15 protein-coding genes are annotated in these 17,684 nt (G+C 63.2%); 11 read left to right on the forward strand and 4 right to left on the reverse strand.

Annotated elements, in window-relative coordinates:
* The first annotated feature begins 184 nt into the window (after positions 1-184).
* Together dnaE and ABMC89_RS14285 are read left to right on the forward strand one after the other, a co-directional pair.
* Complete coding sequence (gene dnaE, locus ABMC89_RS14280; protein WP_349569060.1) at positions 185-3,721, forward strand: DNA polymerase III subunit alpha; 3,537 nt, start codon at positions 185-187, stop codon at positions 3,719-3,721.
* Positions 3,722-3,835: 114 nt separating this feature from the next.
* A complete protein-coding gene (locus ABMC89_RS14285) occupies positions 3,836-4,720 on the forward strand; it encodes a hypothetical protein (RefSeq protein ID WP_349569062.1) in 885 nt (294 codons plus the stop codon).
* A 30-nt stretch (positions 4,721-4,750) separates the two neighbouring features.
* Here the strand turns inward: ABMC89_RS14285 and ABMC89_RS14290 are convergent, their stop codons facing one another.
* Positions 4,751-4,945 (reverse strand): SlyX family protein, encoded by a 195-nt coding sequence (locus ABMC89_RS14290; RefSeq protein WP_349569064.1) that lies wholly within the window; start codon positions 4,943-4,945, stop codon positions 4,751-4,753.
* 138 nt (positions 4,946-5,083) lie between these two features.
* Between ABMC89_RS14290 and hisS the strand changes: the two genes are divergently transcribed.
* Genes hisS through hisG form a run of 3 tightly spaced genes read left to right on the forward strand, consistent with a single transcriptional unit; the run spans position 5,084 to position 8,333 of the window.
* On the forward strand, positions 5,084-6,580 hold the full coding sequence (gene hisS / locus ABMC89_RS14295; RefSeq protein WP_349569066.1) for a histidine--tRNA ligase: 1,497 nt from the start codon (positions 5,084-5,086) through the stop codon (positions 6,578-6,580).
* On the forward strand, positions 6,580-7,656 hold the full coding sequence (locus ABMC89_RS14300; protein ID WP_349569068.1) for an ATP phosphoribosyltransferase regulatory subunit: 1,077 nt from the start codon (positions 6,580-6,582) through the stop codon (positions 7,654-7,656). The genes hisS and ABMC89_RS14300 overlap by 1 nt, the downstream gene beginning before the upstream one ends.
* Positions 7,650-8,333 carry an ATP phosphoribosyltransferase gene (gene hisG / locus ABMC89_RS14305; RefSeq protein ID WP_349569070.1) on the forward strand — a complete coding sequence of 228 codons (684 nt, stop codon included), beginning with the start codon at positions 7,650-7,652 and terminating at the stop codon, positions 8,331-8,333. Before ABMC89_RS14300 ends, hisG begins: the two co-directional genes overlap by 7 nt.
* Before the next feature lie 21 nt (positions 8,334-8,354).
* Here the strand turns inward: hisG and ABMC89_RS14310 are convergent, their stop codons facing one another.
* Complete coding sequence (locus ABMC89_RS14310; protein WP_349569072.1) at positions 8,355-8,786, reverse strand: DUF1489 family protein; 432 nt, start codon at positions 8,784-8,786, stop codon at positions 8,355-8,357.
* 258 nt (positions 8,787-9,044) lie between these two features.
* Here ABMC89_RS14310 and ABMC89_RS14315 point away from each other — a divergent pair, with 258 nt between their 5' ends.
* The 5 genes from ABMC89_RS14315 (at position 9,045) to queF (ending at position 14,019) form a co-directional block, all read left to right on the forward strand.
* Positions 9,045-11,333: an adenosylcobalamin-dependent ribonucleoside-diphosphate reductase gene (locus ABMC89_RS14315; RefSeq protein ID WP_349569074.1), complete on the forward strand. Its 2,289-nt coding sequence runs from the start codon at positions 9,045-9,047 to the stop codon at positions 11,331-11,333.
* A gap of 443 nt (positions 11,334-11,776) precedes the next feature.
* Positions 11,777-12,478 (forward strand): 7-cyano-7-deazaguanine synthase QueC, encoded by a 702-nt coding sequence (gene queC, locus ABMC89_RS14320; RefSeq protein WP_349569076.1) that lies wholly within the window; start codon positions 11,777-11,779, stop codon positions 12,476-12,478.
* Positions 12,478-12,831, forward strand: coding sequence for a 6-carboxytetrahydropterin synthase QueD (gene queD / locus ABMC89_RS14325; RefSeq protein WP_349569078.1), 354 nt, complete (start codon positions 12,478-12,480; stop codon positions 12,829-12,831). Before queC ends, queD begins: the two co-directional genes overlap by 1 nt.
* Positions 12,828-13,538: a 7-carboxy-7-deazaguanine synthase QueE gene (gene queE / locus ABMC89_RS14330; protein ID WP_349569080.1), complete on the forward strand. Its 711-nt coding sequence runs from the start codon at positions 12,828-12,830 to the stop codon at positions 13,536-13,538. Before queD ends, queE begins: the two co-directional genes overlap by 4 nt.
* 16 nt (positions 13,539-13,554) lie before the next feature.
* Positions 13,555-14,019 (forward strand): preQ(1) synthase, encoded by a 465-nt coding sequence (gene queF / locus ABMC89_RS14335; RefSeq protein WP_349569082.1) that lies wholly within the window; start codon positions 13,555-13,557, stop codon positions 14,017-14,019.
* 206 nt (positions 14,020-14,225) lie between these two features.
* On the opposite strand, the gene ABMC89_RS14340 is transcribed toward queF, so the two are convergent.
* Together ABMC89_RS14340 and ABMC89_RS14345 are read right to left on the reverse strand one after the other, a co-directional pair.
* Positions 14,226-14,885 (reverse strand): Fe2+-dependent dioxygenase, encoded by a 660-nt coding sequence (locus ABMC89_RS14340; RefSeq protein WP_349569084.1) that lies wholly within the window; start codon positions 14,883-14,885, stop codon positions 14,226-14,228.
* A 3-nt stretch (positions 14,886-14,888) separates the two neighbouring features.
* Complete coding sequence (locus ABMC89_RS14345) at positions 14,889-15,827, reverse strand: 4-helix bundle domain-containing protein (protein ID WP_349569086.1); 939 nt, start codon at positions 15,825-15,827, stop codon at positions 14,889-14,891.
* Between the two features lie 441 nt (positions 15,828-16,268).
* On the opposite strand from ABMC89_RS14345, the gene ABMC89_RS14350 reads away from it, so the two are divergent.
* Positions 16,269-17,633 carry a hypothetical protein gene (locus tag ABMC89_RS14350; protein WP_349569088.1) on the forward strand — a complete coding sequence of 455 codons (1,365 nt, stop codon included), beginning with the start codon at positions 16,269-16,271 and terminating at the stop codon, positions 17,631-17,633.
* Positions 17,634-17,684: the final 51 nt, after the last annotated feature.

Below are 17,684 nucleotides of genomic sequence, written 5' to 3' on the forward strand. Positions count from 1 at the left end.
CACCGGTCGGGGACAGGCTACGGCGGGGGTGCGGCCTTTGGCAAGGGGCGCAAGTGCCGTGACGCAAGGGCAAGCGCAGCCGCGCGTCCGGGGTGCATGCATTCTGGTCCCATTCGCGCCGAAGTTTGGACCCGCGCGGTTTTGGAGGTGGCGGGGCAGGCGGCCCATGGGGTAGCTTTGGCGCATGACAAACACTCCCCGATTCATTCACCTGCGCACCCATTCCGAATACTCGCTGCTGGAGGGGGCGCTGCGGCTGAAAAAGCTTCCCGGCATGTGTGTGGATGCAGCCATGCCCGCGCTGGCGCTGACCGATACGAACAACATGTTCGCGGCGCTGGAATTCTCGGTCGCGATGTCGGGGGCGGGGGTTCAGCCGATCATCGGCTGCCAGGTCGATCTGGAATACGTCAGCGTCCAGCCCGGCGAGCGTGCGCGCCCGCCCGCGCCGGTGGTGCTGCTGGCGCAGACGGAAGCAGGCTACGAGAACCTGATGAAGCTGAACTCGTGCCTCTACCTCGACAAGGCAGGGGCGCTGCCGCAGGTCACGCTGGACGAGTTGGAAGTGCATTGTGCTGATGTGATCTGCCTGACCGGCGGTCCGGGCGGTCCGGTGGGGATGCTGTTGCAGAACGGCCAGCGCCCGGCGGCGGAGGCCCTGATGGCCCGGCTGCACAAGGCTTTCGGAGATCGGCTCTACGTCGAGCTTCAGCGCCACCCCGGCGAGGACGGCGCGCCCGAAGCCGAACGCCAGACCGAGCGCGGATTTATCGAAATGGCCTACGATATGTCCATTCCGCTGGTCGCCACCAACGATGTCTATTTTCCCAAGGCCAAGATGTACGAGGCGCATGACGCGCTGATCTGCATCGCCGAGGGCGCCTATGTCGACCAGCAGCAGCCGCGCCGCCGGCTGACCCCGCAACATTATTTCAAATCGCAATCCGAGATGGTGACGCTGTTTGCCGATCTTCCCGAAGCGATCGAGAACACCGTCGAGATCGCGCAGCGCTGCGCGTTCCAGGCCTATCGCCGCGATCCGATCCTGCCGCGCTTTGCCGATGACGAGGTGGCCGAACTGCGGCGGCAGGCGCAGGAGGGGCTGAAAGCGCGTCTTGCAATCATCCCGCACGCCGCACCGGTCGAAGAGTACGAAAAGCGGCTGGAGTTCGAACTGGGCATCATCGAAGGCATGGGGTTCCCCGGCTATTTCCTGATCGTTGCCGATTTCATCAAATGGGCGAAAGAGGCAGGCATCCCCGTCGGGCCGGGACGTGGGTCGGGGGCGGGCAGCCTTGTGGCATACGCGCTGCTGATCACCGATCTCGATCCGCTGCGCTATTCGTTGCTGTTCGAGCGGTTCCTGAATCCCGAACGGGTCTCGATGCCCGACTTCGACATCGATTTTTGCATGGACCGGCGCGAGGAAGTCATCCGCTACGTCCAGGAAAAATACGGGCGCGACAAGGTCGGGCAGATCATCACCTTCGGTGCGCTTTTGTCCAAGGCGGCGGTGCGCGACATCGGCCGCGTGTTGCAGATGCCCTACGGCCAGGTCGACCGGTTGTCCAAGATGATCCCGGTGGAAGGGGTCAAACCCGTCAGCATCGAAAAGGCATTGGCGGACGAGCCGCGCCTGCGCGAGGAGGCGCGCAACGAGGAAGTGGTGGCACGGCTGCTGGACTACGGCCAGCAGGTCGAGGGGCTGCTGCGAAACGCGTCGACCCACGCCGCGGGGGTGGTGATCGGGGATCGCCCGCTGGACCAGCTGGTGCCGCTCTATCAGGATCCGCGGTCGGATATGCCCGCGACGCAGTTCAACATGAAATGGGTCGAACAGGCCGGTCTGGTCAAATTCGACTTTCTGGGCCTGAAAACCCTGACCGTGATCCAGAACGCGGTGGACCAGATCAAGGCGTCGGGTCGGCATTTGCACATCGCCGCAGACGGCACCGAGCTTTTCGAGCCACCCGAGGGGTTGCTGGACGATATCGCGACAATCCCGCTGGACGACGAGGCGTCCTACAAGCTTTATGCCGCCGCAAAGACGGTTGCCGTGTTCCAGGTGGAAAGCTCGGGCATGATGGATGCGCTCAAACGCATGAAGCCCACCTGCATCGAGGATATCGTGGCGCTGGTGGCCCTTTACCGTCCCGGCCCGATGGAGAACATCCCGACCTATTGCGAGGTCAAGAACGGCAAGCGCGAACGCGAATCCGTTCACCCGCTGATCGACCATATTCTGGAAGAAACCCAAGGCATCATCGTCTACCAGGAACAGGTGATGCAGATTGCGCAGGTCATGGCCGGATACTCCCTCGGCGGGGCCGATCTGCTGCGCCGCGCGATGGGCAAGAAGATCGCCGAGGAAATGGCAAAGGAACGCCCCAAGTTCGAAAAGGGCGCCATGGAGAATGGCGTCGACAAGAAGAAGGCGTCGGAGGTGTTCGACCTTCTGGAGAAATTCGCCAACTACGGTTTCAACAAATCCCACGCGGCGGCCTATGCCGTTGTCAGTTACCAGACAGCGTGGCTCAAGGCGAACCACCCGGTCGAATTCATGGCCGGTGTGATGAACTGCGATATCCACCTCACCGACAAGCTGGCGGTCTATTTCGAAGAGGTGCGCAAGCGGCTGGAACTGCCGTGGGTGCCGCCCTGCGTGAACCGGTCGGATGCCACGTTCAAGGTGGTCGATGGTGCGCTTGTCTACGCGCTGGGCGCGCTCAAGAACGTCGGCGTCGAGGCGATGCGGCTGGTTGTCGAAGGCCGTCACGTCGACGGTGTGGACAGACCCTTTGCCACGCTTTTCGATCTGGCGCGTCGTGTCGATCTCAAGCGGGTGGGCAAGCGGTCGCTCGAGATGTTGGCGCGGGCGGGGGCGTTTGACGCGCTCGACAGCAACCGTCGCCGTGTCTTTGGCGCGCTGGACGCGCTGACCGCCTATTCCGCCGCGATCTTCGAGCAGAAATCATCGAACCAGGTATCGCTCTTCGGCGAGGCGGGGGACGATCTGCCCGAGCCACGGATCATGCCCTGCGACGATTGGTTGTCGGCAGAGCGGCTGACCGAGGAATTCAAGGCGGTGGGTTTCTATCTGTCGGGCCATCCGCTGGATGACTACATGGGGCCGCTCAAGCGCAAGTGGGGCAATGACCGCGGTGTGCCGTTCATGACGCTTGACGATCTGAACGAAAGAGTTGCCCGGAAGGGCGCGATGAATGCCCGCCTCGCCGGTGTGGTGGCAGGCCGTCAGGAACGCAAATCGGCACGCGGAAACCGTTTTGCCTTTGCGCAACTCTCCGATCCGACGGGCGCCTACGAAGTCACGCTGTTCTCGGACACGCTGGAACTGGCGCGGGACCACCTGGAAACCGGATCAAAGGTCGTCGTGACGGTCGAGGCAACGATGGAAAGCGACCAGCTGAAGCTTCTGGGCCGTTCCGTGGCACCGGTCGAGGCCGCCGTTGCGGATGCGGCGGGCATGGGGCTGAAGATCTACATCGAAAGCCCCGCAGCGATCTCGGCCGTGTCGGACGTTCTCGAAGGCGCGCGCCACGCCGCGCGGGCCGCCGGAAAGGGGCCGGTGCAACTGTGCCTCATGGATCCGGCGCTGCCCGGCGAGGTCGAGGTTGACCTCGGCGCTGAGTTCCCCGTGACCCCGCAGATCAAGGGCGCGATACGCTCCCTTGGCGGTGTCCTGGAAGTCGAGGAAATCTGAAACCGGCCGCTATCCGCGCAGACCGGCGGTGGTGCGCCGGTCCGCACGGGGGGATTGCTGGACGTCGCGGGTGCGCTTCTTTAAAAGACAGCGAAGGTCTGATGGGAGGCGCGTATGCGCGGAATTCTGGGTGTAGCATTTTGTCTGGCACTTGCGGGCTGCGGTGATCCGCTGTCGGGTGTCGACCGCCTGTCGGATGTCGATGTGGATCAGACCGATCCGGCCGCCTCCGTCCTGCCCGATGCCGCCGAGATCGAGCGCGAGGGTTTCTTTGGCACGGCCGCCGCTGCGGGCGGTGCCGAAACCGCCGACCCGCAGGCTGCCGCGCCCGCACAGGCTGGCGGCGGGTTTCTGAGCGGGTTGTTCGGACAGCGTACCGCCCAGACAGCCGAACCTGCGCAAGTGGCCGCACTCGCACCCGAAAACAATCCAGCCGACACTGCGGAGGATGCGCCCACCGGACTGGCCGCGATATTCGGCGGTGGCGCGGATGCGCCGCGCAACGGTCCCGACAAGCTCGATGTCGCCTATGGCACGGTGCTGCCCTTCGGGGAAATCGCGCGGGTCTGCGATGCGAAGGGGCGCAACCTCGGCCAGCGGGTCGATGTGGCCTCGCGGCGCGGCTTCACCCTTTATGACAGCGTGCCGGGGATCGTGGCCAAGCGGACCTATTACCTGACGGGATTCGACGACGGCTGCCCGCGTCAGTTCACCGCCGCCAATGCCCTGATCGGCACCCCTTCGAGCTATGAGCAGTTCCGTTTCGGGCCAGCGGGGGCGAATATGCCCTATGCGGCGACCGATGCGGCCTATGACAAGATCAAGGCCCGCGAATGCGGCTCGCGCAAGGCCAAGCCCTGCGGCAGCAAGATCGGGAAACTGGACAAACAGACGGCCTTCGTGAGCGCCTACGAGTTCAACGAACACAATGGCCGGTGGAAGGAATTCCTGGTCCACAACGGCGAAGTGGTCGAGGCCGCTCTGAAATCAATGAACTGACGCGCCGCGCGTCCCGCGCAGGGGTGCGGATCAATAGTGGGGCGGGCGTTCGTCGCCGACCACCACGCCGCCCGTGCCATCGGCGTCACGCTCCGCCTCGCGCCGCATCAGCATGGCGACATGGCGGGTCAGGCGGTCAATCTCGCTCTGCTGGGTGGCAACGATCGTGCTGAGATCGTCCACCGTGCGTTCGAGATGCGCTATTTTCTCTTCGATATGGTCCATGTCCCGCATCTAGGCGGCGTTGCCCGCCGGCGCAAGGGCCGTGATCCGGTGGCGCCCCCGCGTGACGCCTGCGCCTTGCCCCGCTCTGCGCCATCCGGTAGAGCCTGCGGCAACTGCCGTCTCTTGCAGAGGACCGTCATGGCCAAGCCCAAGAAAACCCCGCGCCCCAAGGCCGAAACGCCCCGGGGATTCCGTGACTATTTCGGTGCCGAAGTCACGCGCCGGACCGAGATGCTGCGCAAGATCGCGGCGGTTTACCATCGCTACGGGTTCGACGCGCTGGAAAGCTCGGGCGTGGAGCGGGTCGAGGCATTGGGCAAGTTCCTGCCCGATGTGGACCGCCCCAACGAGGGCGTTTTCGCGTGGCAGGAGGACGCCGAGGCCGAGAAACCGGGCGACTGGCTGGCGTTGCGCTATGATCTGACGGCCCCACTGGCGCGGGTCTATGCCCAGCACCGCAACGATCTGCCGACCCCCTATCGCCGCTACGCGATGGGCCCTGTGTGGCGCAACGAAAAGCCCGGACCGGGCCGGTTTCGCCAGTTCTACCAGTGCGATGCGGATACGGTGGGCGCAAAGGATGTCGCGGCAGATGCGGAAATCTGCGCCATGCTGGCCGATTGTCTGGAAGAGGTCGGGATCGCCCGTGGCGATTACGTGGTGCGGGTGAACAACCGCAAGGTGCTGAACGGTGTGCTGGAAGTTGCGGGATTGTCCGGGGACGACAAGGAGGCCGAGCGCGGTATCGTCCTGCGTGCCATCGACAAGCTGGACCGTCTGGGCCCCGACGGCGTGCGCGCGCTTCTCGGCGCGGGCCGCAAGGACGAAAGTGGCGATTTCACCGACGGCGCGGGGCTGGATGATGCGCAGGCGGATGTGGTCATGGGTTTCATGCAGGCCAAGCGCGAGAGCGGCAGCGAGACCTGCGCGCGCCTGCGCGAACTGGTTGCAGGCAGCGACATCGGGCTTGAGGGCGTGACCGAGCTCGAGACAATCGCGTCGCTTCTGGGGGCAGGGGGCTATGCCGCCGACCGGATCGAGATCGACCCGTCCGTCGTGCGCGGGCTCGGCTATTACACCGGTCCCGTCTACGAGGCGGAACTGACCTTCGAGATCACCGACGACAAGGGCCGGGTGCGCAATTTCGGCTCGGTTGCCGGGGGCGGCCGCTATGACGATCTGGTCAAGCGGTTCACCGGACAGGAAGTGCCCGCAACCGGTGTGTCCATCGGTGTGGACCGCCTGCTTGCCGCGCTGGATGCCAAGGGGCGTCTGGAAGACGACGCCGAAGGTCCGGTCGTGGTGACGGTGATGGATAAGGCCCGCATGGCGGACTATCAGGCAATGGTGGCCGAACTGCGCAAGGATGGTATCCGCGCCGAAGTCTACCTCGGCAATCCCAAGAACTTCGGCAACCAGTTGAAATACGCCGACAAGCGCGGCAGCCCGGTTGCGATCATCGCGGGTGGCGACGAGTTCGACAAAGAGGTTGTACAGATCAAGGACCTGATCCTCGGCGCGAAAATCGCACAGGACGCGACGCTGGAAGAATGGAAAGACCGCCCCAGCCAGTATGAGGTCGTGCGCGGGGATATGGTCGCGAAGGTACGCGAGATACTGGAGCTTTACCGCTGATGCCCACCCGTGCGCAGACCAATGCCCGCGCCGCCGAGCTGCGCGCGCGCTTCGAGGCGGCGGGCGCGCAGCCCGTCGAGCCGCCGATCCTCCAGCCGGCGGGCACGCTTCTGGATCTCTACGGTGAAGACATCCGCGCGCGCGCCTACGTCACCTCCGACGCGTTGCGGGGCGAGCAGATGTTGCGCCCCGATTTCACGGTGCCGGTCGTTCAGATGCACATGCAGGGCGGGGCCGAACCTGCGCGCTATACCTACGCGGGCGAAGTGTTCCGCCGTCAGGAAGAGGACGAGGACCGCGCTAGTGAATATGTGCAGGTTGGCTACGAAGTGTTCGAACGTGCCGATCCTGCCGCCAGCGATGCCGAAGTCTTTGCCCTGATCGCGGCGGGTTTTGGCGATTTGCCGGTGCGGGCGATGACCGGCGACATCGGCGTGTTGATGGCCGTCGTTGACGGGCTGGCGACTACTGAAATGCGCAAGGCCGCGCTGCGCCGGCACATCTGGCGCCCGCGGCGGTTTCGCGCGCTTCTCGAGATGTACGCGGGCCGGACGCCGCCGCCGCCCCAGCGTGACGCGCTGCTGGCGGGGCAGGTATCGTCGGACGCGCCACTGGTCGGCCTGCGCAGCCAGCGCGAGATCGACGCGCGGATCGCTGTGTTGCGCGCGGACCGCGAGGCCCCGGCGCTGGCCGACCGCGAAGTCGCGCTGATCGAGGCGCTCCTCGATATCGCGGCACCTCTGAGCGAGGCGATCGGGATGCTGGAGGATCTTGCCGTCGATCTGCCCGCGATCGAAGCGGCGGTGGGGCGGGTCAAGGCCCGCGCGCAGGCGCTGGAGGCACGGGACGTGGATGTCTCCACCCTGATGTTCGAGGCAAGCTATGGCCGCTCGTCGATGGAATACTACGATGGGTTTGTTTTCGGCTTTCGTGCCGAAGCGCGCCCGGACCTGCCACCGCTCGCCACCGGGGGGCGCTATGACGCGCTGACGCGGCGACTGGGCGGCGGGGCCGAGATACCCGCCGTGGGCGGTGTCATGCGTCCGGGTCTGATACTGGAGGTCGAGGGATGCTGAAGCTGGGCGTGCCGTCCAAGGGCCGGCTGATGGAAAAGACCTTCCAGTGGTTCGCCGCGCGGGGCATCACCCTGACGCGGACCGGATCGGACCGCGAATACGCAGGGGCTGTCGAGGGGATCGACGGTGTCGCGCTGGTGCTGCTCTCTGCCGGAGAGATCCCGCGCGAACTGGCGGCGGGACGTATCCACCTTGGCGTTACCGGCACCGATCTGGTGCACGAGAAACTTGCCCTTTGGGACAGGCTGGTCGAACCGGTCGCTCCTCTGGGATTCGGTCAGGCCGATCTGATCATCGCCGTGCCGCAGGCATGGATCGACGTCGATACGCTGCACGATCTGGATGCCGCCGCGGCGGCCTTTCGCGCCGAACACGGCCACCCGTTGCGGATCGCGACGAAATACCACCGCCTCGTGCGGGAGTTCCTGCGCCATTCGGGTGTCGCGGATTATGCGCTGGTCGACAGCCAGGGCGCGACCGAGGGCACGGTGGCAAATGAAACCGCCGAGGCGATCGCCGACATTACCTCGACCGGAGAGACCCTGCGCGCAAACCATCTGAAAATTCTGGGCGATGGCCTGATTCTGCGCAGCGAAGCGACCCTGTGGCAATCGCGCCGCGCGCCGCTGGACGGGGGTGTGCGCGACACGCTCGATGATCTGCTTTCGCGCCTGTAACGGGCAGGGGCGCCCGCAGCCTCAGAGGACGCCGATATCGGCCAATGCGCGGCTGAGTTCGGCAGGGATCGCCTCTTCGCCCGAACGGCCCTTCGGCAGGTCGGCGGGCGCGTCTTCGGGCTTGAGATACCGCCAGCCCTGAAAAGGCCGGCGCAGCGCTGTCACGGTGGGAATCACCTCAGGATCCAGCACGATTCCGCAGCGCCTGATCCCGTCCTGACCGAATTTCTCGTCAAGGCGGATAATCCGCTGGCGTGCGGAAATCTCTCCCTTGATGACCCAGTAGATCGAGCCGCCGTTGATGATCTCGGCCTCCCGCTTTGGCCACATGCGCGTCAGGTGGTAATACTGCCCGTTCTCGATCTGTTTCGAGCGGTGCAGTTGCCAGTCGATCAATTGATCGACGCTTTCGGTTCCGACCGACAGCTTGATGAGATGAATGTGCGAAGCCATACCGATCTATCCCCGATTCCCGAAAGCGACACAATTGAAAAAAATGGCGTGTTTAACCATATAGTGTGTTGACGCATGTGCGTCCTACCACATATGCCGTCTCTCGAACAGCCACCAATCGCCATGGATCTATCCTTACCACCGCCGAGGGTGATTTCCCATGCGGCGAAATTGACGATATTGCCAGTTGAGATTTGTGGCCCGACAGACCAAGATGCAGGTCCCCCTGCCGACACCTCCAATGATGAAAGTGCGCCCATGACACGCTTTGCCGCCCCGATCGCCGAACAAATCTGGGATATGAAATATCGCTTCAAGGCTGCCGATGGCACGCCCAACGATGTCACCGTCGAGGACACCTGGCGGCGCATCGCGCGCGATCTGGCGCAGGTCGAGGAGGACAAGGGCGCGTGGGAAGAGACGTTCTTTGCCGCGCTCGAAGATTTCAAATACCTGCCCGCGGGCCGGATCACGGCAGGGGCCGGAACCGCGCGCCGCGTGACCTTGTTCAACTGCTTCGTGATGGGCACCGTTCCCGACAGCATGGCGGGCATTTTCGACATGCTGAAAGAGGCCGCGCTCACCATGCAGCAGGGGGGCGGGATCGGCTATGATTTCTCGACGATCCGTCCCAAGGGAGCGGATGTCAAAGGCGTGTCCGCCGATGCCTCTGGCCCGCTGTCGTTCATGGATGTGTGGGACGCGATGTGCCGGACCATCATGTCCGCGGGATCGCGCCGCGGTGCGATGATGGCGACGATGCGCTGCGATCACCCCGATATCGAATCCTTCATCTCGGCCAAATCCGACGCGGCGCGGTTGCGGATGTTCAACATGTCCGTGCTGGTCACGGATCCCTTCATGGATGCGGTCAAGGCCGATGGTACATGGGATCTGAAATTCGACGATCATGTCTACAAGACCGTGCAGGCGCGCGATCTTTGGAACAAGATCATGAAGGCGACCTACGACTACGCCGAGCCCGGTGTGATTTTCATCGACCGTATCAACAAGGCAAATAACCTCAGCTATTGCGAAACGATCGCGGCGACGAACCCCTGTGGCGAACAGCCCCTGCCGCCCTACGGCGCGTGTCTGCTGGGGTCGATCAACCTTGCCCGCCTTGTCACCGACCCGTTCGAGGAGGCCGCCGAACTGGACATCACCCGCCTGAACGATCTGGTCGCGACCGCCGTGCGGATGATGGACAACGTGGTCGACGTGTCGAAATTCCCTCTCGAAGCGCAGGCGCAGGAAGCGCAGGCAAAGCGCCGCATCGGTCTAGGTGTGACCGGCCTTGCCGATGCGCTCTTGATGCTGGGGCTGCGTTACGGCTCGGACGAGGCTGCCGCCCAGACCGAGGCGTGGCTGAAGGCCATCGCCCGCGCGTCCTATCTGGCGAGTGTGGAACTGGCGAAGGAAAAGGGCCCGTTCCCGCTGTTCGATGCGGACAAGTATCTGGCCTCCGGCACCATGCAGATGATGGACGATGACGTGCGCGAAGCCATTCGCACGCACGGTATCCGCAACGCGCTGCTGACGTCGATTGCGCCCACCGGTACGATCAGCCTCTATGCGGGCAACGTCAGTTCGGGAATCGAGCCTGTGTTCGCCTATGCCTACACCCGCAAGGTGTTGCAGAAAGACGGGTCGCGCACCGAAGAAGAGGTTGTGGATTACGCGGTGCAGATGTGGCGCGACAAATTCGGCGACCGCGAGCTGCCCGACTATTTCGTCAACGCCCAGACGCTGGCCCCGCTGGACCACGTCAAGATGCAGGCGGCTGCGCAGAAATGGGTGGATTCGTCGATCTCCAAGACGATCAACTGCCCCGAGGATATCTCTTTCGAGGCGTTCAAGGACGTCTACATGGAGGCGTGGGATTCGGGGTGCAAAGGCTGCACGACCTACCGGCCCAACGACGTGACAGGATCGGTCCTGAGCGTTTCCGAAGACAAGAAAACCGCACCCGAAGTGATATCGCGCGACGGCGAGGAACCGCAGGCGCCCCACGGCGATGTCATCTATATGTCCGAGCCGCTGGACCGGCCCGAGGAACTGGAAGGGTCGACCTACAAGATCAAGTGGCCCGATAGCGAGCACGCGCTTTACATCACGATCAACGACCTGATCGTCGGCGGCAAGCGGCGGCCCTTCGAGGTGTTCATCAACTCCAAGAACATGGAGCATTTCGCGTGGACCGTGGCCCTGACACGGATGATCTCGGCCGTGTTCCGGCGCGGCGGTGACGTATCCTTCGTGGTGGAAGAGCTGAAAGCCGTGTTCGATCCGCGCGGCGGTGCGTGGATGGGCGGCAAGTACATCCCGTCGATCCTGGCTGCCATCGGTGGCGTGATCGAACAGCACCTGATCACCACGGGCTTTATCGCCGGCGAAGGCATGGGTCTGAAATCCGACCCGCAGGCAAAGGTTGTCGGTCTCGACAAACCGCGCGGCAAGGCATGCTCAAGCTGTGGTCAATACGACCTGCGCATGGTCGAGGGCTGCATGACCTGCGGCAGCTGCGGTCACAGCAAATGCGGCTGAAGCGGGCGTCGAAGGCTGGTTGTAACTGAAAGGGCTTGTTCGCCTTTCAGAGTAATGTTGCGGCCAGTCGCGCAAGCTTAACGTAAGAGCCGGGCGGAAACGCCCGGTTTTTTCATCTAAGGAACGTGGTCGCTGTCAGTCGTTTTCGACCGACATCCGGATGCCCGTCGACCCGCCAGATACCAACGTAAGAAAAATTGGGAATCGGCGGCTACCTGACCCGCTTTCGCGTGAGAGCGGTCTTCCCCGATCCTGCCACCGTATCGCTGGGTTACCAAAGAAGCATTTGCAGATGATCGCCGCATCCAAGGTCGCTTCCACAAGCTGCAGCCGAACCGGTGAGGCCGCGAAATCGCGCCATACCCTTGTGCCGTAAATCTTCTGCCTATACACGCACGCTCAACCGGTCGCAGCCTACCCGGTCAACAAAACAAGGGTTAAAAATGAATACTCTGGTCATCTGCTCTGGCGGGCTCGATTCCGTATCGCTCGCCCATATCGTCGCTGCCGAGCATCGGCTCACGCGGCTTGTCTCCTTCGACTACGGCCAACGCCACCGCAAGGAGCTGGATTTCGCCGCTGCCGCCGCACGGCGGCTGGACGTCCCGCATCACCTCATCGACATGCGCACCATCGGTGCGGCGCTGACCGGATCGGCGCTCACCGACGACATCGACGTGCCCGACGGCCATTACGCCGAAGAGACGATGCGCATCACGGTCGTGCCGAACCGCAACGCGATCATGCTGGCGATCGGCTTTGGCGTCGCTGCGGCCAATGGCGATGAGGCCGTCGCCACCGCGGTTCACGGCGGCGATCACTTCATCTATCCCGATTGCCGCCCGGCCTTCACGCAGGCTTTTGAGGTGATGCAGCGCATGGCCCTCGACGGCTACGCCGACGTGCGGCTCCATACGCCCTTCGTGGAGCGGACCAAGGCGGATATTGTAGTCGAGGGGGCCAAGCACGGCACGCCCTTCGCCGAGACGTGGTCCTGCTACAAGGGCGGCGCGGTGCATTGCGGACGCTGTGGCACCTGCGTGGAGCGGCGCGAGGCTTTCCACCTCGCCGGCATCAACGATCCGACCGACTATGCCGATCCCGATTTCTGGGCGAAAGCCGTGGCCGACAAGGAGGCGCGCTGATGTTTCGTATTCGCAAGGAGTTCCACTTCTCCGCCTCCCACCAGCTGGCAAACCTGCCCGCCGACCACCAATGCGCCCGGCTGCACGGGCATAATTACATCGTGGTGATCGAACTGGCGGCGGAGGCGCTCGATGCGGACGGTTTTGTGCGCGATTATCACGACCTGAAGCCGCTCAAGTCCTATATCGACGACACCTTCGATCACCGGCATCTGAACGACATACTGGATGTTCCCTCGACGGCGGAAAACATGGCCAAGCATTTCTACGACTGGTGCAAGGCCCGCTGGCCCGAGACCAGTGCAGCACTGGTCAGCGAGACGCCCAAGACATGGGCGGAATACCGGCCATGACCACCCTGCGCATCGCCGAGATCTTCGGCCCGACGATCCAGGGCGAAGGCGCGCTGATCGGCGAGCCCACGCTCTTCGTGCGCGCGGGGGGCTGCGATTACCGCTGCACATGGTGCGACAGCATGCATGCGGTGGACAGCGCCTTTCGCCACGACTGGGCGCCTATGTCGCCGCAGGCGGTCTGGGAGGAATTGCATCGGTTGTCCGAAGGTCAGCCCGTGACGGTATCGCTGAGTGGCGGCAACCCGGCGATCCAGGATTTTGGCCCGCTCATCGCGCTCGGGCGCGCGCAAGGCTACCGCTTCGCCTGCGAGACCCAAGGCTCAGTCGCGCGGCCCTGGTTTTCGGATCTCGACACGCTGGTTCTGTCCCCCAAACCGCCCTCGAGCGGTGAACGGGTGGATTGGGACATCTTCGCCGATTGCGTCGAAGCCGGTCGCGGCGCCCGCAGTACGGTGATGAAGATCGTGATCTTCGACCAGACCGATTACGACTGGGCCAAGGACGCCCATGGTCGCCACCCCGACCTGCCGCTCTACCTCCAGCCGGGCAATCCCGAGGTCGACCCCGAGACGCCCGTCGACCCGCAGGCCCTGGCCGACCGGCTTGGCTGGCTGACCGAAACCGCAATGGCGGATCGCTGGTTCGCCCCCCGTATCCTGCCGCAATTGCATGTCCTGATCTGGGGCAACAAGCGCGGCGTCTGACCTTCCGGAGACCCTTATGACCTCATCGATCTACAGCGACCTGAAGCAACTCGGCGGGGAAACCCGCGTTCCCGGCAGCCCCGAAGAGGCCGAGCTTGAACGGGTGGCCAATCCGCAGGCCGACATCGCCTACAACGTGCGCTTTACCGCGCCGGAATTCACCTCGCTCTGCCCGATGACGGGGCAGCCCGACTTTGCGCATCTGGTCATCGACTACGTGCCCGGCCAGTGGCTGGTGGAGTCGAAGTCGCTGAAGCTCTACCTCACGTCCTTCCGCAACCACGGCGCCTTTCATGAGGACTGCACCATTTCGATCGCGCGCCGGCTGGTCGACTTCCTCGATCCGCAATGGCTGCGCATCGGCGGCTACTGGTATCCGCGCGGCGGTATTCCCATCGACGTGTTCTGGCAGACCGGTCCGCTTCCGGAAGGCGTGTGGATTCCCGATCAGGGTGTTCCGCCCTATCGGGGACGGGGTTGATTAGGGGATAGCGTTCGGTCCCTGCGGCTGCAACGTCTGCGCGCCAACAAGGAATGCGGGTTCAAATCTGACCCCGGCAAAGGCTGGTTTGTACCCGCGCTGTCGCTTGCCCGATCTTGTCGTCACGCGGAATGGATCTGCTCGCCTGCCCGGCAATCCGCGTCAGTCGCGGCCAAGGCTGCGCCTGTCTCGCGACAGGCGTAGCCTCAATCGTCGTACCACAGCCGCGACAGGTTGGCCTTGGATTTGAACACGCGGTCGAAGGCCGGGGTCTTGCCGGTCTCGTCATGCAGCAAACGGGCCGCTACATCGAGATCGTGCAGGATCTCGCGGCGTGCGGGGTCGCGCACCCAGCTGGTGATCCACCCGACGATGGCGACGCGCTCTCCGTCCGTGACCGGTTCGACCCGGTGCAGCGCGGATGTCGGATAAAGGATCATATCGCCGGCTTGCAGCTTGATGGCGCGATCTTCCAAAGCATCCTCAAGCACAAGCTCTCCGCCGGTGTATTGCTCCGGGTCCGTCAGCGAGAGCGTGAAGGATAAATCTGTGCGCAGACCGTTCATCACCGGATCGTCGACATGGGTGCCGTAGGTCATGCCGCCACGATAGCGCGACAACAGCATACGCGCGTAATGCCGTGGCCGCGCGAAGGAGCGGACCAGTTCGTGACCATCGAGGGTCCTGCGGACCTTCTCGAAAATCGCTTCCAGTCCGGGCGACTTGCTGGCCTGGAGGTTCGCTTTGACGTCCCGGGCATAGCGACCGGCCGTCTTGCGCCCGTCTTCGTAGTCGAGTGCGTCGGCGGCGTCCCGAAGGGCCGCCAACGCCTCGTCACCAAGCACATTGGAGATGACGATTGCCATGGTTTAACCGCCTTCGCCTTCGCCTTCGCCTTCACCCTCGGCTGCGCTTTCGGCATGGCCCAGCGACAGGCCGGCCAGTTCCATGCGCGCTGCCGCGCCGTAGATCACTTCGGCATTTGGATCGAAGCTGCCCTGACCCTGAAGGTCGCCATAGACCGCATCGGTCACGCCCACCTGCTCGAGCAGGGTTTGCGCCACTTCGGCCAGCGCCGTGTCGCCGCTTTCTGCCATCTGCGTTGCTTCGGCCTCGACCACCCGCAGGAAGCCCCAGCTATCTTGGTATTCGTGCAGGTCGGTCACGGTTTGATTGTCGCCGATGGCGGCGCTGTATTCCTCGCCCGCGATGCGGGTCAGCGCCACAAGGCTTTCGACCTGCGTGTCGGCGGGATAATCGGCGCGTACGGCTTCCATCGTCTCGCGCATCTCGGTGAACAGGGCCTGCACCTCGGACAGATCTGCCTCGGCCTCGGTTGCGGCGGCCAGCGCCGCGATCTGGCCCTCAAGAGCCCCGTGGCCGGATTTCTCCAGCGCGTCCTCGACCGCTTCGTATTTCTCTTCGATCGGATGACCCATGTGGGTTTTTGCCGCCGCAAGATCGCCAGCCTCGTAAAGCGCGAGGCCCGCGCGCACATGCCCCTCCATGAAGGCAAGCCCGGTCAGAAGCGCGACGCCGCCATCGGCGGATGCACTGCCTTCTCCTTCGCCTTCACCCTCTCCTTCGCCAGAAGCGGTTTCCGGTGCTGCGCTGTGGCCTTCTCCTTCGCCCTCGGCCTGGGCGGAGATCGTGCTGGTCTGCTCGACAGATTCGCCTTCGCCTTCACCTTCCGCATAGGCTCCGCTGGCGGCGATAAACCCTGCGGCGGTCAAGGCCGCAACGCCTGTCAGGGTTGAGACTCGGCGCGCATTCACAAGGCGCGGACGGTTGTTTGGAGTATCGGTCATGACTTACCTCTCATGCTTGGTTTTCTGGCCTCTCGTGTAGGCGCCTGCATGTCCAACGTCAATCCTTAGTATTTTAGTATGAAATAAATTTGATCCGCTGGCTTGAGGATCTTGGGGCTATCCGGCGGTTGCTGTGCGGGTTTGGCGACGGTGTTGGGTGTGGCTTTCCGCCTGCTGGAGCGTCTGGTTTCATTTGCAGCGATGGGCCGCAATGGGTGCAAAAGGCCTCTTGGAAGAACTTCTAATCCGGCACGATCCGATGCCGTTCGAAACAACGCACGGGAAGGAGAAGGTGTGACCCCACGGTGATGGTCCGACTGCCGCGCGCGAGGCCCGCCAAGCGCAATTGGAAATAAGATTTTGGCTGAATCGATTCCTCGCAGTAATCTGTCGAAGGCCGTTTGCTGAGATTGCCGCGAAAATTTTACAAAGGGGGCGATCATGCTGTCGTTTTTCAAAAATCCTCTGAAGACATCGCTGGCGCGGATCGCCTTGGCGGGAGTCACATGCTTCGGTCTGATGGCCGGTGCGTCAGCGGCGCAGCAAACGGCACAGGGGCAGGGGGCTGCATTCGGCGTCGATCTCGTTCAGGCGGCCAGTCGCCTGAGTATGCGCGACAGCTATTCGAGGGGGCTGTACCTCTATATGCGCAGCAACCCTTCCATGCTGGACAATCAGGAGTTCTACGTCAATTTCCTGATCTATCTCATGACCACTTCCGACAGGTTCAACTGCACGAACGCCTTCGCGAACGAATTCGAGCGCCGAGATTATTTCACTCAGGCGTTCTCTCTCAAAGAGCAGTTGCGCAGTGCCGTCAATTCCGTCTGGATCCCGCAAAGGTTCGATATCGGGTATTCGATTGATACGGGTAGATACGATTTCACCACGGGCGATCTGCCGTTTTCCAATATCCGGAGCGTCGGCCTGCGGCAGGTCCTGTCGGGAAGTTTGCAGCCTGACCGGAATGCGCAGGGATGTGCAAGGCAGATCCTGCAGGGCACGACCGTCACGACAGAGGCTTTCCCCTGGCAATTTTCGGTGGTGAACGAAGAAGCGAAACGGAACGCGCCGCAATTTCCGTTCGGCGGGTCGCTCAACCTGTCCCAGCAGGACGCGCGTGCCGTATTCGACAGGTTCGGGCGTCAGTTGTTTGCCATCGTCGGCTATCAATTTCAGGCGGCCAACAACGGCGAACGGATCGTGCAGATCATCCCCACGGACGGGCAGCTGTTCGGCCTGTCCAAGGATGCGGTGGTGCGGGTGAAGACATTCGAGCACCCGACATTGAGCATGGTTCAAAGCCTCGATGTCACGAATCCGATGAAGATTACGATCCCCGAATATAACATCGACATGCAGATGCTCTTTCAGCAGCAGGGATTTCGCGCTGTCGGAACGGGCACGCGGAAGGTTGCGGGATCGGGCATCACCAGCGGGTCCAGCTTTCCGGTGACCGGATCCGCGGCGGTCGGCAATTCCGTTTTCGTCATGCGTCTGGAGACTGAAGGTCTGGAAGTCGATCGGCGCCGACTGGAGAACCTGCCAAATGGCGAGCGCTACCTGACGATCTTCGGAAGCATCGATCGCGAAAAAGTCACGTCCGATTTTGCGCCCGTGTCGGGGCAGGCAATCGTCCTGCAACGCAATCCCCAGACCGGCGAGTTGCAGCAAACCAGTCCGGTATCCTTCGGCGGTGGCTTTACCCCGAAAGGCGCCGCTGAACCAAGCCAGCCCAAAGAGCCGGCATCGCAGCTCGACACCTCCCCGGTGATTGCGCCAAGCTTTTCTGAAGCTACGGAATAAGCAGCGATTTAGCCGGAAACATGAGCGACCGGAGCAGGGCCGACCGCTCAT

This window comes from Sulfitobacter sp. HNIBRBA3233, assembly GCF_040149665.1.
Lineage (GTDB): Bacteria > Pseudomonadota > Alphaproteobacteria > Rhodobacterales > Rhodobacteraceae > Sulfitobacter > Sulfitobacter marinivivus.

Coding starts and splice junctions, on each gene's coding strand:
- queF (WP_349569082.1), top strand. CDS start 13,555: ATGACCTCATCGATCTACAGCGACCTGAAGCAACTCGGCGGGGAAACC.
- hisG (WP_349569070.1), top strand. CDS start 7,650: ATGCTGAAGCTGGGCGTGCCGTCCAAGGGCCGGCTGATGGAAAAGACC.
- ABMC89_RS14350 (WP_349569088.1), top strand. CDS start 16,269: ATGCTGTCGTTTTTCAAAAATCCTCTGAAGACATCGCTGGCGCGGATC.
- ABMC89_RS14345 (WP_349569086.1), bottom strand. CDS start 15,827: ATGACCGATACTCCAAACAACCGTCCGCGCCTTGTGAATGCGCGCCGA.
- queE (WP_349569080.1), top strand. CDS start 12,828: ATGACCACCCTGCGCATCGCCGAGATCTTCGGCCCGACGATCCAGGGC.
- hisS (WP_349569066.1), top strand. CDS start 5,084: ATGGCCAAGCCCAAGAAAACCCCGCGCCCCAAGGCCGAAACGCCCCGG.
- dnaE (WP_349569060.1), top strand. CDS start 185: ATGACAAACACTCCCCGATTCATTCACCTGCGCACCCATTCCGAATAC.
- ABMC89_RS14310 (WP_349569072.1), bottom strand. CDS start 8,786: ATGGCTTCGCACATTCATCTCATCAAGCTGTCGGTCGGAACCGAAAGC.
- ABMC89_RS14300 (WP_349569068.1), top strand. CDS start 6,580: ATGCCCACCCGTGCGCAGACCAATGCCCGCGCCGCCGAGCTGCGCGCG.
- ABMC89_RS14315 (WP_349569074.1), top strand. CDS start 9,045: ATGACACGCTTTGCCGCCCCGATCGCCGAACAAATCTGGGATATGAAA.
- queC (WP_349569076.1), top strand. CDS start 11,777: ATGAATACTCTGGTCATCTGCTCTGGCGGGCTCGATTCCGTATCGCTC.
- ABMC89_RS14340 (WP_349569084.1), bottom strand. CDS start 14,885: ATGGCAATCGTCATCTCCAATGTGCTTGGTGACGAGGCGTTGGCGGCC.
- queD (WP_349569078.1), top strand. CDS start 12,478: ATGTTTCGTATTCGCAAGGAGTTCCACTTCTCCGCCTCCCACCAGCTG.
- ABMC89_RS14285 (WP_349569062.1), top strand. CDS start 3,836: ATGCGCGGAATTCTGGGTGTAGCATTTTGTCTGGCACTTGCGGGCTGC.
- ABMC89_RS14290 (WP_349569064.1), bottom strand. CDS start 4,945: ATGGACCATATCGAAGAGAAAATAGCGCATCTCGAACGCACGGTGGAC.